A 22053-nucleotide genomic window follows, 5' to 3' on the forward strand; every position below is an offset into this window, starting at 1 on the left:
AGACGGACGCGTTGCACTGGAGGTTTTGCCTTTTACTCGGTCGGCTTCCCTTCGGGCTTTCCTGGAGCCGCTGGAGCACCGGGGGATTTCGGGGCATCGGGAGCGCCGGGGGCACCCGGGGCACCGGGGGATTTCGGGGCATCGGGAGCACCGGGAGCACCTGGGGCACCGGGGGATTTCGGGGCATCGGGAGCACCGGGAGCACCTGGGGCACCTGGGGTATCGCCAATGGTAATGTCAGGTGGTCTGAAGCACATGGGAATCATCCTTTCGTTGTCGACGCGATGCAAAGAATTTTAATTTGCACCATCGTGCTTTTCCTCACCATTGCGAACACTCTTAACGTCATCCTATTGGGAGTTTGCACAATAGACCGCAGGACGCACGCACCGCAGGGCTTCACAATCCCGCAACATCTCGCTGCACCCCCGCAACGCATGCCCTTCTATTCGACCCTGCCGCGCCCTCGTATGATCGGCTCGTTAGCGGAAACGATGGGAGGAGCCATGAAAGAAGGAAACAACATAACACGAAGGAGCTTTCTCGGAGGCGCAGCGATCGGCGCATTGTCGCTCGGCATGCTCGGAGGATGCGCGCCCAAAGCCCAAGACAGCGCAGAGGCAACCGCGCCCACAGCAACCGGCGAGCTCATTCAATCGGTCGACAACCAAGCGAAATACAGTTTCGAAATTCCCCCTGAGCCCATTGCCGACAGCGACATAGCAGAGACTACCGAGCACGATGTCGTGGTCATCGGATCCGGCCCCTCGGGGCTGTGCACGGCCCTTTCCTGTCTGGAAAAAGGCGTCGACGTCGTCCTATTCACCGCCAGCTCCCAGCCCATCGGGCGCGGCGGTTCGTACCAGGCATTCGGATCGAAATTCCAAAAGGAAATGGGCGTAGAGTACGACAAGCACTCCCCTGAACTCAAACGGGTTCTCATGATGGAGCAGTATTCCGCAGGCCATGTGACCGACCAACAGAAATGGTCGCGCTGGATCGAGAACTCTGCCGAAACCATGGACTGGATGCTCGACATCATGGAAAAGCAGGGTCTGCACGTCATGCTGGAAAACGGCTACGAGGATCCCGAGGGCTTCCTCGACTCCCCGCCGTCCTCGCACTGCTTCTACACCGATGACGATACGTGCGGCCCGGTGACCGGTGCGCCCAAGGTAGCCAAGGCCTTTGCCACCGAGTACGAATCCCAGGGCGGCGAGATCCACTGGAAGACCCGCGCGCTGTACCTCATCCGCGACAACGACAACACCGGCCGCGTATCGGCCGTCGTAGCCGAGCGGAAGGACGGAACCTACGTGAAGTACGTTGCGCGCAAGGGCATCGTCATGGCAACGGGCGACTTCTCGAGTAACCGGGAAATGATGGCGAAGTACGCGCCGTTCGCCTACGACGCTTTCAAAGACGTGCTGGCGTTCACCGACAAACAGGACGACGTCAACTACGACCTGATGGATTCCTTCGTTGGCATATACCCTGGCGACGGGCATAAAATGGGCCTGTGGGTTGGAGCCGCTTGGCAAAACGCCCCTGTTGCACCCATGATCAACTGCGGAGCCATTGGACCGAAGTACCATTATGCCGCGAACTTCTGGGGCATTAACCTCGACGCGAACGGCAATCGCTTCATGCGGGAAACCACGAACTTCGCCTACGCCGCCTACCCCGTCCTCATGAACCCCGATCACTGCGCCTACTACGTATGGGATACCGGATATGCAAGCCGCAGCGAACATGGCTGGTCGCAGTGGGGCTGCTCGTACAAAGACACCAACGGGACGCTGCCCCTCACCCGCGAAGAGGAAATCGCCCGCTGGGAAAAGGAAGTCGAAGCCGGCAACTGGGTCAAGGGCGACACTCTCGACGAACTGCTCGCACAAATGGAAGGCCTCGACGTCGAAAACGCCAAAGCGACCATCGAACGCTACAACGGCTATGCGGAGAGCGGCCGAGACGAGGAATACCAGGTGAATCCCGATTTTCTCTTCCCCATCGCCGAAGGGCCCTTCTACGGGGCCAAGACAAAGATCGGCAGCGACTTCAGCTCGGGCAACAATCTTCCCAGCTTCCTGACCATCTGCGGAGGCCTGCGCACCGACGAGCACAACCGCGTATGCGATTCCGACAACCACCCCATCGAAGGCCTCTACAACGTGGGCATCATGACAGGTGATTTCTATGCGGGCATCTACAGCTTCGCCGTCTTCGGACAGAATCACGGCGCATGCTGCCTGACGCTTCCGCACCTGCTCGCCTCGGAATTCGCCGAAATGAGCTAGGCGCCCAACTCCCCCGAAATCGCCTGACTCGCTTCGACAGCATCGCGACCACATGCGCGGCGCTGTCGAAGCGCGGTAAGCCCCGCCCTGTCCCCAAAGCATCGGGCGGTGTATCATGGCTTGAGGGAGGAAACCGACGTGACCATTGATCAGCTAATCATGTTCGTTGCCGTGTGCGAAAACGGCAGCATCAGCTCGGCAGCCAAAAGCGTGTTCTCTTCAAGGCAGGCCGTTTCGAAAGCCATCTCATCTTTAGAAGCGGAGCTGAACGCCGCGCTGTTCACCCGATCCGTGGGCGGTGTCGAACTCACTTCCGCAGGAAAGAGCGTCTACACCGAAGCGAAGATCATTCTCGATTCGAGGGCTCGCATGCTCGCCTTCTCCCTTGATACCGAAGACCAAGAGGAAGACCTGCGCATCGGGCTCGCCTACGGCGTGATGGGAGCGCTCGGAACTTCGCTCATCGAAGACTTCGAGCGGCAGCATCCTGCGATCCGCCTGATCCTCAGCGACGATTCCGATCTTGCCGTCGAAGAGAAAACCCTCGCCGGAACCTACGACGCATGCTTCGCCATCGAACCGATAGAGCGAACCAGGTTCACCGTGTTTCCCGTGTTTTCCGAAACCGTATACCTACAGGTTTATGCAGGCCATCCCCTTTTCGAGAAAGCCGAGATATCCCTCGACGACCTGAAGAACCAGCGATTCATCTGCCCGGGCCCCCAGCAAAAGGGAAACGAATCGTTTCTTCGATGGTGCAGCAGCGCAGGCTTTGCCCCGTCGATCGCAGACACGCAGGGCATCCATGAGTTCTCATCCCTCGAAACGATAGCCATGCGAGAAAAAGCCCTGTTCACCGCACCTGAAAGCATAACCGTTCTCGATCGGCCCCACGTTCGTACGATCCCGATACCCGAAGATCCCATACGTTGGGAGGCGTCGATCGCCATCCCGCGGGGCACCGCCATGACCCGCGGCCTCACCGCGCTCGTTGACTTCTTCTCCCAAGCGAAACCCGACACGGTCAGCCGGCAAGATCCCGCGTAGGAACAGACCGACAGCAAAAAACGGCTCCTGGCTTCGCCCGCCAAGAGCCGCCTTCCCGCTAGCGCGCTTTACTTGCTTTCGCCCAGGATTTCCCTGACAGAGTTTCTTCCCGAATAGAAGTTGTACGCCTGCATGCCTCCCGAAAGCTGGATGTTGTACGTCTCCTTGTACAGACAGCAGCTATCGACACCCGCGCTGAAGAGGCCCGAGATCGGTTCGCCCGTTTCGTCGAGCACGCGGTTCTGCCGATCGACCTTGATGCCCCCAATGGTTGCGCTGATGAACCGATCGGGATGAACCGCGTAGTACGGGCCATCGCCGATCGGATGGAGAATCTCGGCTCCCGCACCGAAATCCTCGTCGACTCCCGTTTCGCAGAATCCGTTCCAACGGTCTATCGTCGCCTGCAGAATAACGGCATCGACTCCGATCTCCGAAGCGATATCCTCGACCGTCTCGCCCTTCTTCACATTGTCCGTTCCCGCAAATTCCTCGAGTTCGCCCAGAAGACCTTCGAGCTTATCGCCCTTCTGGTATTTGACGAACCCGTAATCGATACCCTGATTCTCCAGCCGATCGATACTGTTCTGGTCGATGAGCGTCCACGTCTTCTTCTGAGTCGACATGGCGTTCAAGGTCAACATGGCGAAGTATTTGGCAAACGTGTCTTCAGCCATGAATCTCTCGCCAATCTGGTTGATCATAGGGAGGCATTGGTAATTGGTGGCGATGTTGATCGGCACCATGTCCTGGGCGCCCGTCGGCGTCTGAACGCACATCGTGTTGATGAAGCACACCGTGCCTGTTGCTGCACCCGCTTTTTTCATCATACGGTAGCCATCACCCGTCGCTGGAGTAACGAAACCTCCCGAAGTGCTCCAATCGATTCCCGAAAGCTCGGTCATCAGTTCTTTATCTTGAGAGAAACCCCCCGTCGCCACGATGACGCCTTTGCCATTTACCTGCACGATAGTGCCATCGTCTTTCTCTGCGTACACGCCGATCACCTCACCGTTTTCGACGACAAGATCCTTGCCTGTCGTCTCCAGGAAAACCGTAAGTCCCTCGCGACCATCCAAGTATTCGGTAACAATGGGAGCAAAGCTGCTGCCGCTTCCTCCCGGCCACCAATGAAAGCTCTCGAAGAAGCTTGCCCCTTGATAGGTATCAACACGGTCGAATTCAATTCCATGCTCCATCAGCCAATCGATGGTCTCGCCGCTCTGAGACACGAAGTCCCTCCAAAGATTTGCGTCGACTCGATAGTTCGTATAGGTAAGCTCCTCTTCAATTACGTCGAGGACTGTCGGCAATTCGACTTGCGCATCCGTCTGCATCTTGCTTCCATACCCGAACACGCCTTCGGTTCCATATGCCATGCCTCCCAATTGGGCGGTTTTCTCGATCAGAACAACCTTGGCGCCTCTGTCCAGAGCCTCCATCACCGCTCCGATTCCTGCCGGACCAGCCCCCACAACAACCACATCGGCATCGACGACTTCTGCTGGATCGTACGTCACATGCTCGTCTTCTTGTGCGGCTGCCGCATCATTTGCACCAGCCTGAACGTCCTGAATGTTTTCCTTTGGAGAACAGCCAGCAAGGCTTGCCGCCATGAAGCCCATGGTGGTAAAACCCGCGGCAGCAATAAAGGAGCGTCGCGATAATCCCGTTTTCTCCTGGACGTTCTCATCACCCTGCCTTTTGTCTAATTCGTTCATTTGCCCATCCCTCCATTCGATAGCGATTACATCAGAGCCGGTTTTTCAACGCATGCCTTAAAAGAGACGCCCGCGTCGACAGCTTCGGCTCACATGAGAAATGCTAGGAGCTTCGCATTTCACCCACATCGATAAGAACCCCCCATTCCCATCGATAGAAACACGTGATTTGTATCGTGCGGGCCAGTTCGAACGACCCAGCAAAACGTAAACCTGATAAAATAGCCAGCGGGAGGATAGTATGAAAACTGCTTGGCTCCATCGGTACGCAATCTGCGGAATGGCCTTTTACTTCGCCCTGGTATTCTGCTCATTTCCTACGACAGAAGCGACCTCGGTTCTAGGCGGAGCGATACAAGGGTCACGGCCTCCGGCTCTCGTCATCGCTTATTCCGGAATCTTTGCCGCAGTCGCCTTGCCCGTTTTTGCAAGAGCCTTCGGGATCGGTAGGCTTGACCGAAAACTGCAGGTTTGCGCGTGCGTTCTTCAATATGCTGGCATGGCGGCTATCGTTGCCTTGCCTCTGCAAAACGGTGTATGGCATATCTTTTTCGGCAGTTTTCTACTCGGGTCCGGAAATGCATGCGCAATTTTCGCATGGGGAGCTTTGCTCACCACCTTTGAAGAAGGCGATGTCGAGAAGACCCTTCTTTCTGTGCTGCTCTTGACCGGAACGATAATAGCGCTCGCCATCGGGCTTCTGGACAGCTATTCTTATATCGCAATCGTCACGTTCCCGATAGTGTCGCTTCTATGCTATCTGCGAACCGCCTTGCCTGGCAAAAGAGCTGTTTCGAAAACGCGAACTCCCGTATCTCAAACAAGTTATCCGAAACATTTCGCAGTGGGCTTGGCAAAGACGGTTCTGGCTTTCGCTTTGGTCAGTTTTACATGGCAAATGTTTGCGGGCACTCTGGGTATCGAACCGTCAACAAAGGAGATCCTCTTCGCATTCGGATTCATTCTATCCGCACTCCTTATTCAGCTGTTCACCCAATATTCTCCCAGTATCGATCTTTCGCTATCGACAAGATGGGCCTTCCCCATCATAGCAGCAGGTTTGCTATGCGAACTGCTTGACGCGCCTTTTCTCGCTCCGCTCGCTTGCCTTGCGTTCGCATGTGCGCACGCATTCCTCGAAACCACGATGAGAATGCAAGCCATAAGAGCCGATCAACAAGCGAACCTCCCTTCGCCTGAGATAATGGGGTGGGGATTCGCGGCGATTAGCCTCGGCGCCGTAATAGGCGAGCTGGCATTCCTTGCCGCAGAGCCCCTCTTCATTGACGAAAAGACCATCGTCGTACCGGCATTGCTCGTTGCGCTTGTGTTTGCAAGCGCATTTCTTTCAGGGAACCCCGAAAGAGCCGACGAAGCCAGATCATCAAGGGAGAGCTGCGCTATCGAAATAGTTGACCGCGCGAGAATGATGGCCGAACGATACGCACTAACCAAACGCGAGCATGAGATCCTTGTTTTCCTGCTCGAAGGCCGCAGTCACCCGTACATCAGAGATGCCTTGTACCTATCCAGAAGCACGGTCGACACGCATGTTCGGCATATATACCGCAAGACGAATGTGAACTCGAAGCAAGAGCTTATCGATTTGTCAAAAGCCATGAGCGGCTAGAGAGGCGTTGCGCTCCTCGAAAGCGGCGGTCTCGATTTTCGTGCAAATCAGCCCCGAAACAGAAAATCGTACTCGGCATCTCATCCTTTCAAGCGGCAGCGAATCACAGCAAGCGCATCGCCGCGTTTTTTCCAAAGCCTATCGGAGAAACGGGTTTTCGCATAGTCGCCTGAAAAGAGGTTTTCCCATCGTTTGCCATTTAGCACCGCCCCGTTTAAAACATAGGACCATCTCGCTGGGGAACCAAAAACCGGTTCCTTCTTCCCTTTTTTCTTCAATTCCGATATTCTCGACAGCGGCTCGCACGCGCTCGCTGCGCACAATCGCTCAGCGGGCTTGCATCAAACATCGCCCGATGCCTGAACGAAAGGTTCGCACCATGCAAGAAAGCTTCGTTTCCGCAGCCGCTCAGGCGCTCGTTCTCGTATTTGTGGTCGGCCCCGTTCTCGGCTGGCTCAAATCGGGAGCGCAAAACGAAAGCACGTCGAAAAGCCTCAATCGGTTCACCCTCAAAACGCCGCGCACCTACGCTCGCGTGTTCCTCGGTGCAGCGCTTGCCTTCGAGGCGCTCATGATATTTTCGTACGCGTACAACGGCATATCGTTCGGCGATTGGGATACGAGCCTTCTGTGGCTCGGGCACGCTCTCGCCCTCGTCTCGCTGATCATCTGGTTCATCGCTGTCATGCAGCGACTCGAAGTCGATGGCGATGTGCTTCGGTATCGCTCCATCTTCGGCCGCACGCGGCAAGCGACGTTCAGCGAAATCACCCGGGTTGCAAAATCGAACCAGAACATGCTTGTTTCCGTATACGCAAGCAAGAAGCGCTTTGCCAGCCTGAGCGGCGATGTCACCCACCTGAACAACTTCTACTCCCGCTGTGAGAAAGAAGGCATTCCCGTTACTGCGCGCGAACGGCGTCCGACCACCATAGGGACGCTCTACCGTTCGGCGATCTCCGTTTTCATAGGAATCGCAGCGGGAATATCGGGCGTGCTCATCGTCATCGTCATCGTGCTGGTCATTGCCCAATCGGCGCCGCCCGTATTGCTCCTCGATACCGTTCCAGCATGCATTGTGCTTTTCATCATCATCGTCGGAGGATGTTCGGTGCTCCCGCTGCGGGGCATTCTCCAGATCAAACGGCAGGAACGGGTGCTTGGATTCTCGTTCGCCCGTGAAATGCAGCAAAGCGGCGCCCACGGCTCGTCGTTTGCAGACCAGCGCTGGTTCATCGCCGTGAGTAACTGCAACATCATTGCCTTTCGCCGCGACTACCTGACAGCCGTGAGCGCTTCCAAAACCACCGACAGCGGCGACGAATGCCGCGCCACCGCTGTCGACGGAAAGAAACACAAAGTTCGAGGAGGAGCGCCGGTGCTCAAGGAGTTTCGAGCATGGTTTAATTGTCCCTCCCCATCCGCTTGAACACGACTACGAACAGCAAAGCGCACACAACAATCCACGCGAACGTAACGACAAGCGGCATAATCGCATCGGAAGTGAACAGCCGACCCTCGTAGAGCAGCCCCAGAAGGTCGTACATGCCGCCGCACGGAGAATAGCTGGCCACCGTTTCGAATCCGTCGCCGAACATGCTGAACATCGGCAGCAGCGCGAGCACGATGATGGGGAGCGCGAACACACCCGAACTCATGACATCGCGCGACACGAGCCCGAGAACAAGCGAAAGCAGCACCGTCGACACGGAACCAAGCAGCGTGAGCACGATAAACGGAGCAAGCATGGAGAAATCGGCTCCGATGACAACGAAGCACACGATGTCGACAATCGCTATCACCACCAGCGAAACGATCACCTTGGCGGCCATAACCTGCCCGCCGCTCACGTTGGCAAGCATAAGCGTGCGAAGCGTATGCTTCTCTTTCTCTTCGGAAAGCGCGTAGAGGATGGTCATCGAGCAGATCATGCCCACGGCGAAACACGGAGCCGTGCCGAGCAGAAAGGCATCGACAGCCGGTTCGGCCTCCGGGCTCATATCCGAGAACATGACGAAGCGGTACAGCAGCATGAAGCCGATCGGCATGAGAGCGCAAACCGCAATGGCGGGGTTTCTGAAAATGTCCTTGGCATCCTTGACCGACAAGGCGCCGATTTTACGAAGTGCAGCGTTCATTATTCGAATTCCTTTCCGGTAAGGCGAAGAAAGACATCGTTCAAGCTCGGTTCTTCGGAGTGGATCGATACGACCCCGCCGCTTTCGAGCGCCTGTGCAATGATAACGGCTCCAGCGGCATCTTTGGTGGTTTCCAATGCAACATTGTCATTCATGACGATACGTACCTTGTTTTCCGCGAAACGCAGCTTCAGAGCGCCGGGCTCGTCGCACGCCACAAGNCCCCCGCCGCTTTCGAGCGCCTGTGCAATGATAACGGCTCCAGCGGCATCTTTGGTGGTTTCCAATGCAACATTGTCATTCATGACGATACGTACCTTGTTTTCCGCGAAACGCAGCTTCAGAGCGCCGGGCTCGTCGCACGCCACAAGCGATCCGTTATCGAGGATGCCCACCCGATCGCAAAGTTCTTCCGCTTCGGTCATATCGTGCGTCGTAAGAAAGATGGTAGTCCCCCTATCGTGCATGTCTTTGAGCATTCGGTGCACTTCGAGGCGCGTTGCCGGATCAAGACCGCTCGTCGGCTCGTCGAGAAACAGAAGTTCGGGATTGTGGATGAGCGCGGCAAGCAGAGTCGCTCTTTGGCGCATCCCCTTCGAGCACTTCTTGATAAGCGTCTTGCGATCGTTGGCAAGGCCCACGCGCTCAAGCAGCTCGCCGATGCCGGCATCGGAAACGCCTCGGATCTTCGCATAAAATCGGAGGTTGTCTTCTATGGACATGCGCTCGTAAAGACTGCTCGTGTCGGAAAGGATGCCGATGCGCTCGTAATCGGCATCGTGCGCGTTTTCGATGGGACGGCTGAACAGCTCGACCGTTCCCGAATCCTTCACCAATTGGCGCGTAAGCAGCTTGATGGTGGTTGTTTTCCCCGCTCCCGAAGGACCGAGGAAACCGAAGGTTTCTCCACGGCGCACCTCGAATGTGAGGTTGTCGAGCACGCGCTTCTCTTTAAACGAAAGATACACGCGGTCCATCGAGAGCAACCGTGTCAGCATAGGTGTCATTCTGATCTCCTTTTCATCGGGCCGCCGATCGGCCGCCGTTTTTGGCTTGCCGCAACTTTCCCACGGCACGCGGCGCGCAACAATACGTATGGCCTGACGGGAGATGGAATCATGACGAAAGGAGCCCAGAGGGCGACGGGAGGAGCACGGCATTCGGGCAGCAAACCGTACACGCATCAAGTTTTTCGCAGAATCGTGCAACAAGATCGCCTCCGTCTCCGTATTATGGATGAAAGGAGCTCCTACTATGGATGAAACGAATGTTGCCCGCACTTGCATGTGGGCACCGGCCACAACCAAGCCTGAACGCCATAGCTCCCGCATGAAGCCGAACGAAAGGACCTACGTGCAGGCATGCTGCATCGACATCGAGCAAGCCGTCGAGGAGTGGGGCGATACCGTGTTGCGGCTCGCCCTCTGTCGGGTTGGCAACCTCGCAGATGCCGAAGACGTCACGCAAACCGTGTTCATGAAGCTATGCCAAAGCACTAAACCGATCAAAGACGACGAGCATCTGAAGGCATGGCTTCTGCGCGTCACGCTCACCTGTTGCGCCGACGTGCATCGAAGCCCGTGGAAAAGACGCCGCGCAACAAACGGCGAAACGCTCCAAGCCTTCGAAAGCGCCGCGATCGAGCGCAACGACGTGCCGTTTTGCGATGCGGACAAGGTGTCGGGCGAAAACGCCGTCCAAGCGATGGTTGCCGCCCTTCCCGAAAAACAGCGCGTTGCCGTCCACCTGCATTATTTCGAAGGCTATTCGACTAACGAGATAGCGCAGATCACCGACCAGAATCCCGCAACGGTGCGCTCGCACCTTCACCGCGCGCGGGCTTCGCTCAAACTCAAGATGGGAGAAACCGATGAATGAAAACGAGTTTTGGGCAGCTTACACGGATTCCCAAAAAGAAATCGAGCTCACAAAAGAACGGAAGCGCACGATCGTCAATGCGGCTCGACGGCCGCACGTAAAAGACGGGCGAAGCGCATCTTCGCATGAAGCCGTCGTATTGGGCGGCCAGGCGAAAAGACCGAGCGTGACGGCTCCTGCGGCACCCTCGGGGCAACGCCGCCCCCGCAGTCGAATCATGCTTCCGATAGCAGCATGCCTTGCCGTAATCGCTCTGGCCGTCGGACTTGTAACGCTCAACGGAAACGGCAGCCTCTTCGGCTTCGGGGGAGCTACGCCCGACTTCGCAGTACAGGCATATGCAGCCGACAGCGATTCCATCCTTGAGATGGGAACCGAAAACCAGATCATATTCAGCCGCACCGTCGACACCTACGGCATTAGCGACAAGGCAGCCTACCTTTCCACGGAGGGATACTACACCGGTTGCCTGTTCCGCGTCGAAGGAGAAGGGCTTGCCCGCATCCAAGCAACGGTTTCCACCGGCGCTCTCTACAGCCGCACGAACGAAACGGTCTCCGCCAGCGACGATCCCGACAAATTGAACGAGCTCATGTCGTGGAAGCCGACGGCGCGCGGTCTCGGCGAACATTACGGCGCCTACGACGATGTGCAGGTGGTCGGATCGAACGACGGCCTGGAAAAAAGCGATCCGAACAAGCAATGGGTCGTTTCCCTCACCAAAAAGCTCGGCTCGACTATCGACGTCGCCGTCGATGAAGATTCGCCTGCATGCAGCTTCGGATTCTGGACCAACGAGGATTACGGGGAAGTCGAAAGCGACATGGATGCACCCGACGCGGTCATCGACCTTTTCGACGGCGCTACCCTTACCATCACCGCAACGTTTGCCGACGGCCACACCACCACGCAGGTGATAGAGCTGCACGCCGCCGACGTCAAGGCAGCGATGACGCAAGGCGACAGCGGCGTCTACGAAATCGAGCTGACACCGGAAATCGTAGACCCCGAAGCAGACGGACTTGAAAAGTACGCCGATTACATCCACACGCTCTACGGCGTCGTAAAGCAAACGACCCACGAAGCGTTCCCCTATTCGCTCGACAACGCAAACGAGTTCGAGGATGCAGCGAGCGAGCCGATGACGTTCGAGCGGCAAGACGTCGTGCGGCCTCTGGATGTTGGAAACGGAACTTCCGCACCCGTCGTCAGCGAAGAGACCCTGCATTCGGCAGAAGAGGGCGCTCGATTCACCTTTGAACAAGATTCGCTGTTTTCGATTTCGAATCTCGCCATGCTCGAACGGAGCACGGATATGCCCGACGGAATTGCGCTCGAAAGCCTGCGCAGCGGCATGGGAAGCTGGGCGTACTACAATCGCGTCGTGAGCCAAATCGACGGGTACACCCTAGACGATGACGGCACGATCCAAGGCGACTTTTCCTGGGTGGTCATGGAAGCCGATATTGCCAATGTCGGGAAGAGATCCAGCGAGCTCACCGCCGATGGAGGATTTTTCGGGGAGTACGCGATCGTCGATGACGAAGGAGCCGTGTCGACCGCGCTTGCCCGTTCGTTCGCGCTCCTTAACGGAGGTTGGGATAGCGCCAAGTCGAACGAGTATTCCGATCTCGTTCTCACACCTGGAGAATCCTCGCACGTGCGCTGGGTCGCCATCGTGCCGAACGAAATCCTCGACGATCCGAGCCTGTTCTTCCTCACATTCGTCGATGACTCCGACAACAGACACTTCGAGTGCATCGAGCTTTCGCTTCCGAGCGAATAGCGGCAAAACGCGATCCGCTTTCGCTTTGAACTGCGCCTCGGTTTTCAGACCGGGGCGCAGTTCGCTCCGAAACGGTTTTCTGCACTTCTGCGCTACCAGCCGAATTGCTTGCGCAGCTCGTCGGCGCGGCCCTTCGCAAGCGGAATGCTCGACTCCGCCACGTCGTTGAGCGTCAGATTGAAGCTGTTGCGCGTGTAGCGTTCGACTTTTGCTACCTTCTGCACGTTAACGATGTAGGAACGGTGGCACCGGAAGAAGCCGAACCGCACGAGTTCGCCCTCGAGATCGTCCATGGTAAGCGCCGTCTGATAAAGGTTTCCGCGCACCGAAACGTAATTCGCCTTGTTCATGCTCTCAACGAAATCGATGTCTTTAGGATCGAGCAAGAGCGTTGCGCCTTCCGTTTTCGCAGGAATCTTGCACACGCGAACCTCATCGCCAAGAAACACATCGCCGACCTCGGGTTCGCTGTCCTCTTCGCTTACATCGGCCGCCATGAACCACCCGTCTTCGTACCAAAAAGCGATGCCGGGCATCAGCATGGCCTCCCGCAGAGGTTCGGCCGTCGTTATGAAAATCGTCCCGTGCTCGACGCGCTCCGCCATCCAGGTGAGCACGGCTCTTCGGGCTTCGGCGCCGAGATCGAACAGCGGGCGCTCGCAGAAGCAAACTTCGGGCTCGGCCAAACTCACGCGGGCCAGATCGACGAGAGTCCGCTCGGCCTTCGTGCAGCCTTTCAGCTTCCTTTCCACCATATCGGCAAGGCCGAAGTGGGCAACGGCCTTCTCGACCGCACTATGTCCCTGACCGGCGATGCGCGCGAACAAAACCAGATACGAGCGAACGGTTTCGCGCTCGAACCCCTGATCGTCGCACAGCATGAACGCGCAGCGGCGGCTCCCATAGCGCACGCGCACCGCTTCGCGGATCTGTTCGGAAACCGCTGTGCTGCACTCGATGTGCAAACTGGTGCATTCTTCGGCTGCAAGCAGGCTCTCAACCGAATCGTAATCTCTCATCGCAGTCGATCCTTCTGTTTCGTCATCGTTCGCAGAAAGTCTACCATGACATGCAGCAGGCCCCAGGCTGCCGGCCCACGCTTCGTACGGTCTGCACGCATCGCGCGCACAATCTGCCTTCTGCGATGTTTTCAACCGCTCGATTGCTTTTCCCCAGCCATCGCCTGCAAAGCGGTACTATAGCTGACGAACGAAACAATAAAACGAACAAATGTTTCACGTGAAACATTGCGGCGCAATGCCCGCATAGGAAGGTGCTCCCGTGAGCTTCGAATCGGTTGAATCGCAAATGGTCATTCTTTTTCTGGGCATCGTGCTCGGATTCGTCGCTCGCAAAGCGAAGGTGATGAACGACCAGTTCGACGGACAGTTTTCGAAGCTGCTCCTCAACGTGACGCTTCCCTGCCTCATCGTTTCGTCGGTGCTCATGAACGAACAGCTACCCGATGCATCGACCGTGGGCCTGATCTTTCTCCTTTCGTGCGCAAGCTATGCGATCATCCTTCTGATTGCCTTCGCAGTGCCGTTTTTGCTGCGCTTCCCCAAAGACAGGCGCGGCACCTACAGTTTCATGATCGCCTTCGGCAACGTGGGCTTCATCGGATTTCCCGTGCTCTCCGCGATCTTCGGCGACCAGGCGATCCTCTATGCGGCAATCTTCAACATCCCGTTCAATCTGCTCGTCTTCACCGTTGGCGTGTTCATGATTTCCGAACGGGAGGGAACCATCCGCGAGCGATTGCTCGATGGAGCCAAGCACGTGCTGAGCCCCACGCTGATCTCCTGTTTCATCGCCATGGCGCTTGCGCTCTTGCGCATAACCGAAACGGGTATCATCGGGCAGTCGCTCGACACCATCGGCCAGATGACGACTCCGGCAGCGCTTCTCATCATCGGATCTGCGCTTGCGAAGATGCCCATTCGCGAGATGGTCTCGAGCGCGCGCCCCTACATCGCCTCGATATTTCGCCTTGTCGTTGTACCGATCGCCATCTTCTTCATATTCCGTTCGTTCATCGCCGATCCCCTGCTGCTCGGAACCATCGTCATAACTTCAGGTATGCCCGTCGCCACGAACGGAACGCTGCTCTGCCTTCAGTACGGAGGCGATCTGAAGACGATGACCAAGGGCACGTTCGTTTCAACCGTCATGTCGATGCTCACCATTCCCCTGCTTGCCATGATGGTCATGTACCTGTAGCGGCAGACGCGGCGACGAACGCTCCGGGAAGCCCGCGCGGCAAAAGGCGGGCGCCTCGTTTCGAGAGCGCCCGCCTTCTTCCAGGCCTCGCGCCTTTGCGAAGCCGCTGCCGATCGCTCGGCTCTAACTCATATCGATTGCAATGGCATCCGACGGCTTCCAAACGATCGTATCGTAGGTAAGCGCGTTGATGAACGCCTTCGTCACATCGAGGGCAACCGCGTATTCATCGCCGAAGAAGCGGATCTCGGTCACCGTGCCATCCTGAGTAGAAATACGAGGATGCGCTTCGGCTCCCACCTCGGTGGGCGGGGTGAGCAGGATGACGGAACGATCGCGTCCTTGCAAGGCACCGCCGGTCAGCGAATCAGGATGGAGGTCGCCGCGTGCGATCGCGGGTTTCTCCCAGTTCAGCTGCTCGCTGGGATCGCGGTCGGACGAAGTCGCCCAATCGGCGATCATGCCGGCGGTCTCGTAACGATCGTCGCCGCCGATCCTGATCACCTCGCTATCGGTGAGGCCCGCGGCGTCGCGCGCCTGCTCGTATACCGATCGGGGCGTGGCGAACTCGTCGCCCAAAACGAGAATGCGATCGAAGCCTCCCGACGCAAGGGCCGCCTTCGTCTCAGGCGTCAGATCGGTCAGACCAAACTCCGAAAGGAACACGGTGCTCTTGGTTACCGCCGCCCACGGGGAGATGGTCAGCGAATCCGGGAAATCGTCGCATCGGGCGATGATCGCCGTTTTCGATGCGGCCGCACCGAGTTCTTCGAAGATGAACTCGGCGGTCTCCTGGCGGTCAACGCCCCCGATGCGCTCGACGACATCGATGCTCGGAATAGCATTGAGCTCCGCTTCCACGTTTTCCGAAACAGCGTATTTGTCGCCAATGATGATCACGTGCTTCGCATCGAGGTCATCGACGATCGCCTGCCGAGCATCCTCGGTCAGACTCGCGTAATCGGTAAGCACGATAGGGGCGTTGCCCAAATGCCCGGACAAAGACGAGGCAGTCAAAGCATCGGGGAAATGGTTGTCGTTGCCCGATGCGAGAATGACGATATCCTCATCGGCCACAGCGCGCTCGTAGGTGGATACCTGATGAGAGGTTCCGTAGCGGTCGACGCCGAACAGACGCGCAACGTTCAAGCTCGTCGGATCGGGAGGCAAAGGAGGCTCGTCCTCTCCCCATACCGCATAGTACACGCCGCATACGGCACCTTCGCATCCGAGCACGTCTTCGTCGATCGCATGGAAGTCGGCATCGCCAGGCTGCGTCGTCGCCGACTCGCCCCATCCGAGAAGCACCTTGTCCGTCGGAGTCGCCGAGAACATGGCTCCCCCGGGAAGCGCGATGTCGTTGCCTGTATCGCAGGCAACGTAAGCGTAGACGTCGCCCGACGCATCGGTATGGGACAGCATGCGCGTGTTGTTGTAATCACCGATCACGGAATCGTCCCACGTTCCGCCGTTCGGATGGAGCTTGATCCAGCCGATATCAACCGCGCCCGCATCGGGAGCGGAAGCGTTGCGGGCAACGTAGCGGGCATCCTGCGCCGTGGCATTCGCCGTTGCGGCGCCGTCGGCGTACAGACCGGCCTCATCATCAACCGCAGGCGCAAGGTAAAGGCTTGGCAAATGCACGTCGGGATCGGCGCCCACCTGCGTGGAACATCCGTTGACCTGCAGCGTTGCAGCCGCCGTTCCAAACACCGTCTGCGCCGAAAAGCCCGCCGGCAAAGCGGTACCGGCATCGTAGCCGATGTTGCCGCCCTTGTTGGTGAAGCCGCTTGCCCCCGATCCGCCCCAGCCGGCGACGTTGCTCACGTTGGTGCCCTTCGCAGCCGTATTCTCGACGAACGCGCAGTTCTCGACCGCCACAGTAGGGCGAACGGGAAGCCACCCGCCCGCCAAACTTCCGCTCAAGCCGATGGCGCCGCCAGCGCCGTTGCCCGCAATGTTCTTGTAGAACGTGCAGTTATCGAACGATGCCCGAGCTTTGCTGAACACCTGCACGGCACCGCCGGCAACGCCCGTCGAACCCTGCTTGCCTTCGTTTCCGATGAACGTCGAATTGCTAACCGAAACCTCCACATTGATCGACGCGGTTCCGCTCGAAACGCCCTCGATGAGCAGCGCGCCCGCATCGTCGTTGGCAACGTTGTTCTCGAACACGCAGTTCTCGATTACCGCTTCAGCGGAACGCTCGGCACCGTTCATGAACACCGAAATCGCACCGCCGTCGTTTCGAACGGTCTGGTTCGCGGTTGCCTTATTGCCCACGAAATACGAATCCTTCACGATAAGCTTGCTCTTGTCGCTGTGATACAGCGCGATAGCACCGCCCGAACCGCCTGATCCCGTAGCGGGAGGAGCCTCGTTGCCCTCGAAATAGCACTGCGAAACCGTCAGAAGCACGTTGCTGTCCTGGTCGATCGAAATCGCGCCGCCACAATACCCGCCTGAGGTTCCCGTATTGTTGTTGATCGTGCACCTGGTCACCGTGGCAGTCGTATTGGCGCCGGGATACACCGCTGCGCCGTAACCGCCCGTGTTGCCGTTCAGCACCGTGTCGGTGACGGTGATCGTCTTCACGTTGCCCGTCGTGCCCGCAATCGCGCTTGCCCCGTTTGTGATGGAGCTGTTCTTGACCTCAAGCTCGCCGTTGGAAAGACCGACCGCTTGACCGGAAGAACCGTTGGCCGCATGCCCGGTAATGTGCACGTTGTCGAGCACGATCTTGCCGCCCGTAGCGGCGTTCGCGATAACACCCGCGCCCGCACCCGATAATGACACATTCTGGAATGCGACGCTGCCGGTGGCGGGATTGGTCACGCTGAAGAAGCGGTTGCCTCCGGCGCTTGTGAGCGTTTTGCCGCCGCCGTCGATGACGATGTCGTGGCCTTGCTGGTTGTTAAGCGCAATCGTTGCGTTCTTGCCAGCCATATCCGCAACGAACGCGTCGCTCAGCGAAACCGTGCGCGACTCTCCCGCGTTGGCAACTGCGTCGATAAGCTCATCGATATCGCTGACGACCACATCGCCCGTCGGGCTTACCGCAAGCAACTCGGCTTCATCGGCTTCATTGGATAGGCCCTGCGCCGCGATCGCCTCGTCATCGTTCAGCCCATCGACGTTATCGCCGAGGACTCCCTCATCTTGCCCTGCTTGCAGGCCGTTGTCTTCGCTTCCCTCGGCAGCGTTTCCACCCTGAGAGCCGTCGCCTTCAGCGCCCGCCCCTTCGGATGATCCCTCTGCCGAGCCGCTATCGCCGCTTTCGTCCTGCGGCGAAGCGGCGTCGCCCGTCACTGCGGGTTCAGGATCAGCATAGGCGAGCGGGACCGTTGAGAACGATCCCCCGAGAGCAAGCGTCACCGCAAGCAGCACTGCCAGCGGAGTACGCGCTCCTTTCAATGCTTCCATGTTACCTCCTGTCGTGTGCGCCGATATCGCCCTCACCCAGCGCAAACACCGGCAGCGAACGAAGCAAGTCATTCGCCTCGTATATGCCAGCAGGTCATCTTTGCCAGAAAACGACGAAAGACGCCCGGAGGCGCCTTTCGAGTTGCATGCGATATCAGATTGTCAAAACGCCCGAACTAGTTTGCTACCGATTCTATGGCATTTAACAGTCTACGGAAACGTAACATGTTTTGCAATACAGTTATATAGGTTGTTCTATAAAATTCATAACTTTTTACCTAATTTGGACAGAAAACCAGCCCGTGTCGATCATCGACACCTCCTGGGCGCGCTTGCATCTCAGCCGAGAGCCGCGCGCAGGATCGCTTCGACGTCTTCAGCGGCGGGCAGCTTCGCCTGAGGATCCTTTGTTGCTTGGTAGAGCGCGAACTTGGCCGCCTCGAGCGCATGGGATACGACAAGGCTCGCCTCGTCAGCTGCATCGAGAACCTCGGCGCACGTCCGCAGTTCCCCGTGCAGCGCAAGGTATGCCGCGGCCCTTTCCCGAAACGCCTCAACGTATTCGAAGCTGTTGTTGAGAAACAGCTTCATGAGATCTGGCGTTTCCTTTACGAGCTCCACGCGCATTCGAGCGATATCCCCATCCCAATCGTAGCTTCGCACGACATCGAGAAAAAGACTTAGCACCGCGTGGAAAAAGGTAGCCGGCATGTAACGGTCGAGAGCCGCGAAAACCGCTTGGTCTTCCAAATCGAACTTCCCGATGCCGACGATAGCGGCATCCTTGGTTGGGAAATAATTGAAGAACGTTCCCTGCGATATCTCCGCCCGATCGCATATGGCATCGACGGTCACCCCGCCATAGCCGAATTCGCGCACCAGCGTGATCGCCGCCCGCTCGATCGATTCGCGCGTCTGCCTGCGCTTGCGTTCCCTCAGCCCCTCTTGCATTCGACACCTTTCGATCCCACGTGCGCCTTCTTCCGCCAGCTTCCCAACCGCTTGCATGCATTATACGGAAGGCTTCCCCCGCACTTCCATACTTGTCGTATATTTTTATAGTCTCTATAAAAATATTGTCACTATAATTTTTCTGTGCTTTAATGACTCGGTGAGCGACGGCTGCATGGAACCGCCGCATGCCGTTAGCGAAAGGAGCTGCCATGAAAATATTCGGATTGGGCATTCCCGAACTCGTTTTGATTCTGGTAGTCGCACTGCTCATCTTCGGCCCGAAAAACCTTCCCAAACTGGGAGGAATGCTCGGCCGCTCGGTCAAGAAACTGCGCGCACGCACCGACGAGAAGTTCAAAGACGCCGACGAATCGGATGCTGGAACGCAGCCTGCTTGATGAAGGCCTAGAATAACCTCTGATTTGCCTTTCAAGGGCACGCGCGTGCGCGTGCCCTTTTTCGTGCATCCGTTTTCGTGCACAAAAACCTTATCCCCCGGCACGGTTACCGCATGCCCCATTTTCTCGTATGGAGAAATACGGTAAAGTGGCTGGGTGCTTTTCTGCTTCCGCCCAACCGGAGCGAAAAGCGCCGCAATCAGGGACATCGCCCATCGGGCTACGCGACACGGGAGAACGTGATGGAACAACGCGAACGATTCGGAAGCAGGCTCGGATTTCTGCTCATCAGCGCTGGCTGCGCAATTGGGCTCGGCAATGTTTGGCGATTCCCCTACATCACCGGAGAGTACGGCGGCGCGGCTTTCGTCCTGCTGTACCTCGTATTTCTCATCATACTCGGCCTTCCCGTCATGATCATGGAATTCGCCGTCGGCCGTGCCAGCCAGAAAAGCTGCGCGAAAAGCTTCGATACGCTCGAACCCGCAGGGACGAAATGGCACTGGTACAAGTGGCTTGGATTCGGCGGCTGCTACCTGCTCATGATGTTCTACACCACCGTCGGCGGCTGGATGCTCGCCTACGTGGTGAAGATGGCGTCCGGCGAATTCAACGGGCTTTCAAGCGAGCAGGTGGGCGGCGTGTTCTCGAACATGCTCGCCGACCCCATCGGGCTGATCGGCTGGCTACTCGTTGTCACCATCATCGGATTCTTCGTGTGCAGCCTTGGCCTCCAGAAGGGCGTTGAGCGTATAACCAAAGCCATGATGGCCTGCCTCTTCGTCATCATGGCCGTTCTCTGCGTCCGAAGCGTCACGCTCGAAGGCGGCGGCGAAGGCCTTGCGTTTTATCTCATCCCCGATTTCTCGCGCCTGTTCGCGGGCGCCACAACGGCCGAACAACTGGCCTCTTTCGGCGAAGCGGTCTATGCGGCGATGGGGCAGGCGTTCTTCACGCTCTCGCTCGGAATCTCGGCCATGGCGATCTTCGGCAGCTATATCGGGAAGGATCGTCGGCTCACCGGCGAGGCGCTCAGCGTGGGCGTGCTCGACACGCTTGTCGCATTCATGGCCGGACTCATCATTTTCCCGGCATGCTTCGCGTTCGGCGTCAACCCCGGCGAAGGACCAAGCCTGGTGTTCGTCACGCTGCCGAGCGTGTTCGAGCAAATGTGGATGGGTCAGCTTTGGGGGACGCTGTTTTTCCTGTTCATGAGTTTTGCGGCGCTTTCAACCATTATCGCCGTGTTCGAAAACCTGCTGAGCTTCTCGATGGATTTATGGGGCTGGTCTCGCAAGAAGGCCGTACTGGTCAACGGCGTCGCCGTCATCTTGCTGTCGCTGCCCTGCGCCCTCGGGTTCAACGTGCTGTCGGGAGCAGCCATTCCCGGCATCGGAGATATCCAGTCGATCGAAGACTTCATCGTATCGAACAACATCCTGCCCATCGGCAGCCTCATATACGTGCTTTTCTGCACGAGCAGACGCGGCTGGGGTTGGAAGAATTTCATCGCCGAAGCCGATACGGGAAAGGGCATCGCTTTCCCGAAGTGGGCTTACCTCTGGGTGAAATTCGGCATCCCGACCCTCATCGTGGTGATCCTCGTCATGGGATACATCCCCAAATTCCAGGTTTGGTTCGGCTAGCTTGACGGGGCGTCTCCGCACTCGCTTGCATACGCGCAGCTTGCCAGATCCCCGACAAGCCCTCTGAACTCGCTCTCGAACAGGCTTCCTTTGAGCCAGATGAACGTCATGTCATGGGAAATGGGCGGCTCGGCAAGCTCGATCTTCTGCAGGACGCCCGCTTCGCAATCCGCCCGTACGGCAGATTCGTAGAGAAACGCGATGCCGTACCCGTTTGCGACAAGCGTTTTAATGATGTTGATGCTTGTGACTTCAGTGGTTCGGGCGAAGCCGTCAAGGGAAAGGTTGCGCGCTGCCAGCGCGTGCTCGAGCACCGCGCGCGTTCCCGATCCATCCTCCCTTACAACAAGATGCTCGCCGAGCAAATCTTCAAGAGATCGGGGCGCTTCGGCAAGATCGCTTCCGGGCGCGCACACCGCAACGAGCTCCTCCGTGCAAAAGACGCTCCCATCGTATTCCCCCTTGTCGAAGAATCCCTCCACAAGCGCACAATCCAGGCTTCCTTCGTGAAGCATCGCAAGCAAGTCCTCCGTGCCCGAAGCAACGATTCGCACCTGCAAATCGGGACGCTGCAGCAGGAATCGGGCAAGCGGGCGGGCTATCACGTATTCGCCTGCGGTCATCGTAACGCCGAAGCCAAGCGTTCGGCGAGCGCCCGACAGCGAAGCGATGCGCTCCTTGACCAACCTCTCGTCGTGCACCATGACCGCAAGCGCGTCGCGCAGCACCTCGCCCGCCTTGGTCAGCGAAAGCCGACGGTTGCGATAATCGAACAGCTTTGCCCCGTAGGCGCTTTCAAGATGGGAAATGTGCTGAGAAACGGCGGGCTGCGTAATATTGAGCCTTTGTGCCGTCCGTGTGTAGCTCAGCGTATCGCACACGTCGAGGAACGTCTCTGTCCTAAAATCCTGCATG

At 57.7% G+C, this 22053-nt stretch carries 16 protein-coding genes; 9 read left to right on the forward strand and 7 right to left on the reverse strand.

What is annotated here, in order from left to right; translation table 11 throughout:
- Window positions 1-506: 506 nt before the first annotated feature.
- Both C1719_RS15290 and C1719_RS15295 read left to right on the forward strand, forming a co-directional pair.
- Window positions 507-2297, forward strand: coding sequence for an FAD-dependent oxidoreductase (locus C1719_RS15290; RefSeq protein WP_102375878.1), 1791 nt, complete (start codon window positions 507-509; stop codon window positions 2295-2297).
- Window positions 2298-2435: 138 nt separating this feature from the next.
- A complete protein-coding gene (locus C1719_RS15295; RefSeq protein ID WP_146007926.1) occupies window positions 2436-3344 on the forward strand; it encodes a LysR family transcriptional regulator in 909 nt (302 codons plus the stop codon).
- A gap of 68 nt (window positions 3345-3412) precedes the next feature.
- On the opposite strand, the gene C1719_RS15300 is transcribed toward C1719_RS15295, so the two are convergent.
- Window positions 3413-5065 (reverse strand): FAD-dependent oxidoreductase, encoded by a 1653-nt coding sequence (locus C1719_RS15300; RefSeq protein ID WP_102375880.1) that lies wholly within the window; start codon window positions 5063-5065, stop codon window positions 3413-3415.
- Window positions 5066-5672: 607 nt separating this feature from the next.
- Between C1719_RS15300 and C1719_RS15305 the strand changes: the two genes are divergently transcribed.
- Window positions 5673-6695: a helix-turn-helix transcriptional regulator gene (locus tag C1719_RS15305; protein WP_180963661.1), complete on the forward strand. Its 1023-nt coding sequence runs from the start codon at window positions 5673-5675 to the stop codon at window positions 6693-6695.
- 379 nt (window positions 6696-7074) lie between these two features.
- The gene (locus C1719_RS15310; protein ID WP_102375882.1) at window positions 7075-8124 is read left to right on the forward strand and encodes a DUF6560 family protein; all 1050 of its coding nucleotides are present in this window, start codon (window positions 7075-7077) and stop codon (window positions 8122-8124) included.
- Here C1719_RS15310 and C1719_RS15315 read toward each other — a convergent pair.
- Together C1719_RS15315 and C1719_RS15320 are read right to left on the reverse strand one after the other, a co-directional pair.
- Window positions 8099-8833, reverse strand: a complete 735-nt coding sequence (locus C1719_RS15315) for an ABC transporter permease (RefSeq protein WP_102375883.1) — start codon at window positions 8831-8833, stop codon at window positions 8099-8101. The genes C1719_RS15310 and C1719_RS15315 overlap by 26 nt on opposite strands.
- Window positions 8833-10164, reverse strand: coding sequence for an ABC transporter ATP-binding protein (locus tag C1719_RS15320; protein WP_425439823.1), 1332 nt, complete (start codon window positions 10162-10164; stop codon window positions 8833-8835). The genes C1719_RS15315 and C1719_RS15320 overlap by 1 nt, the downstream gene beginning before the upstream one ends.
- Between C1719_RS15320 and C1719_RS15325 the strand changes: the two genes are divergently transcribed.
- Both C1719_RS15325 and C1719_RS15330 read left to right on the forward strand, forming a co-directional pair.
- Window positions 10088-10711, forward strand: coding sequence for an RNA polymerase sigma factor (locus tag C1719_RS15325; RefSeq protein WP_180963662.1), 624 nt, complete (start codon window positions 10088-10090; stop codon window positions 10709-10711). The two genes, C1719_RS15320 and C1719_RS15325, sit on opposite strands and share 77 nt — an antisense overlap.
- Entirely contained in the window at window positions 10704-12497 is a 1794-nt protein-coding gene (locus C1719_RS15330; RefSeq protein WP_102375886.1) for a hypothetical protein, read from the forward strand. Before C1719_RS15325 ends, C1719_RS15330 begins: the two co-directional genes overlap by 8 nt.
- A gap of 92 nt (window positions 12498-12589) precedes the next feature.
- Here the strand turns inward: C1719_RS15330 and C1719_RS15335 are convergent, their stop codons facing one another.
- The gene (locus C1719_RS15335) at window positions 12590-13516 is read right to left on the reverse strand and encodes a LytTR family transcriptional regulator DNA-binding domain-containing protein (protein ID WP_102375887.1); all 927 of its coding nucleotides are present in this window, start codon (window positions 13514-13516) and stop codon (window positions 12590-12592) included.
- Between the two features lie 262 nt (window positions 13517-13778).
- On the opposite strand from C1719_RS15335, the gene C1719_RS15340 reads away from it, so the two are divergent.
- Complete coding sequence (locus C1719_RS15340; RefSeq protein WP_102375888.1) at window positions 13779-14717, forward strand: AEC family transporter; 939 nt, start codon at window positions 13779-13781, stop codon at window positions 14715-14717.
- Window positions 14718-14840: 123 nt separating this feature from the next.
- On the opposite strand, the gene C1719_RS15345 is transcribed toward C1719_RS15340, so the two are convergent.
- Together C1719_RS15345 and C1719_RS15350 are read right to left on the reverse strand one after the other, a co-directional pair.
- Window positions 14841-18140 carry a cell wall-binding repeat-containing protein gene (locus tag C1719_RS15345; RefSeq protein ID WP_180963663.1) on the reverse strand — a complete coding sequence of 1100 codons (3300 nt, stop codon included), beginning with the start codon at window positions 18138-18140 and terminating at the stop codon, window positions 14841-14843.
- 339 nt (window positions 18141-18479) lie between these two features.
- On the reverse strand, window positions 18480-19091 hold the full coding sequence (locus C1719_RS15350) for a TetR/AcrR family transcriptional regulator (protein WP_102375890.1): 612 nt from the start codon (window positions 19089-19091) through the stop codon (window positions 18480-18482).
- A 212-nt stretch (window positions 19092-19303) separates the two neighbouring features.
- Here C1719_RS15350 and C1719_RS15355 point away from each other — a divergent pair, with 212 nt between their 5' ends.
- Both C1719_RS15355 and C1719_RS15360 read left to right on the forward strand, forming a co-directional pair.
- The gene (locus tag C1719_RS15355; protein WP_102375891.1) at window positions 19304-19492 is read left to right on the forward strand and encodes a twin-arginine translocase TatA/TatE family subunit; all 189 of its coding nucleotides are present in this window, start codon (window positions 19304-19306) and stop codon (window positions 19490-19492) included.
- Between the two features lie 242 nt (window positions 19493-19734).
- A complete protein-coding gene (locus tag C1719_RS15360; RefSeq protein WP_102376127.1) occupies window positions 19735-21138 on the forward strand; it encodes a sodium-dependent transporter in 1404 nt (467 codons plus the stop codon).
- On the opposite strand, the gene C1719_RS15365 is transcribed toward C1719_RS15360, so the two are convergent.
- Window positions 21135-22052, reverse strand: coding sequence for a LysR family transcriptional regulator (locus C1719_RS15365; RefSeq protein WP_102375892.1), 918 nt, complete (start codon window positions 22050-22052; stop codon window positions 21135-21137). The genes C1719_RS15360 and C1719_RS15365 overlap by 4 nt on opposite strands.
- Between the last annotated feature and the right edge of the window lies 1 nt (window position 22053).

The organism is Raoultibacter massiliensis (assembly GCF_900199545.1).
Taxonomy (GTDB): Bacteria; Actinomycetota; Coriobacteriia; order Coriobacteriales; family Eggerthellaceae; genus Raoultibacter; species Raoultibacter massiliensis.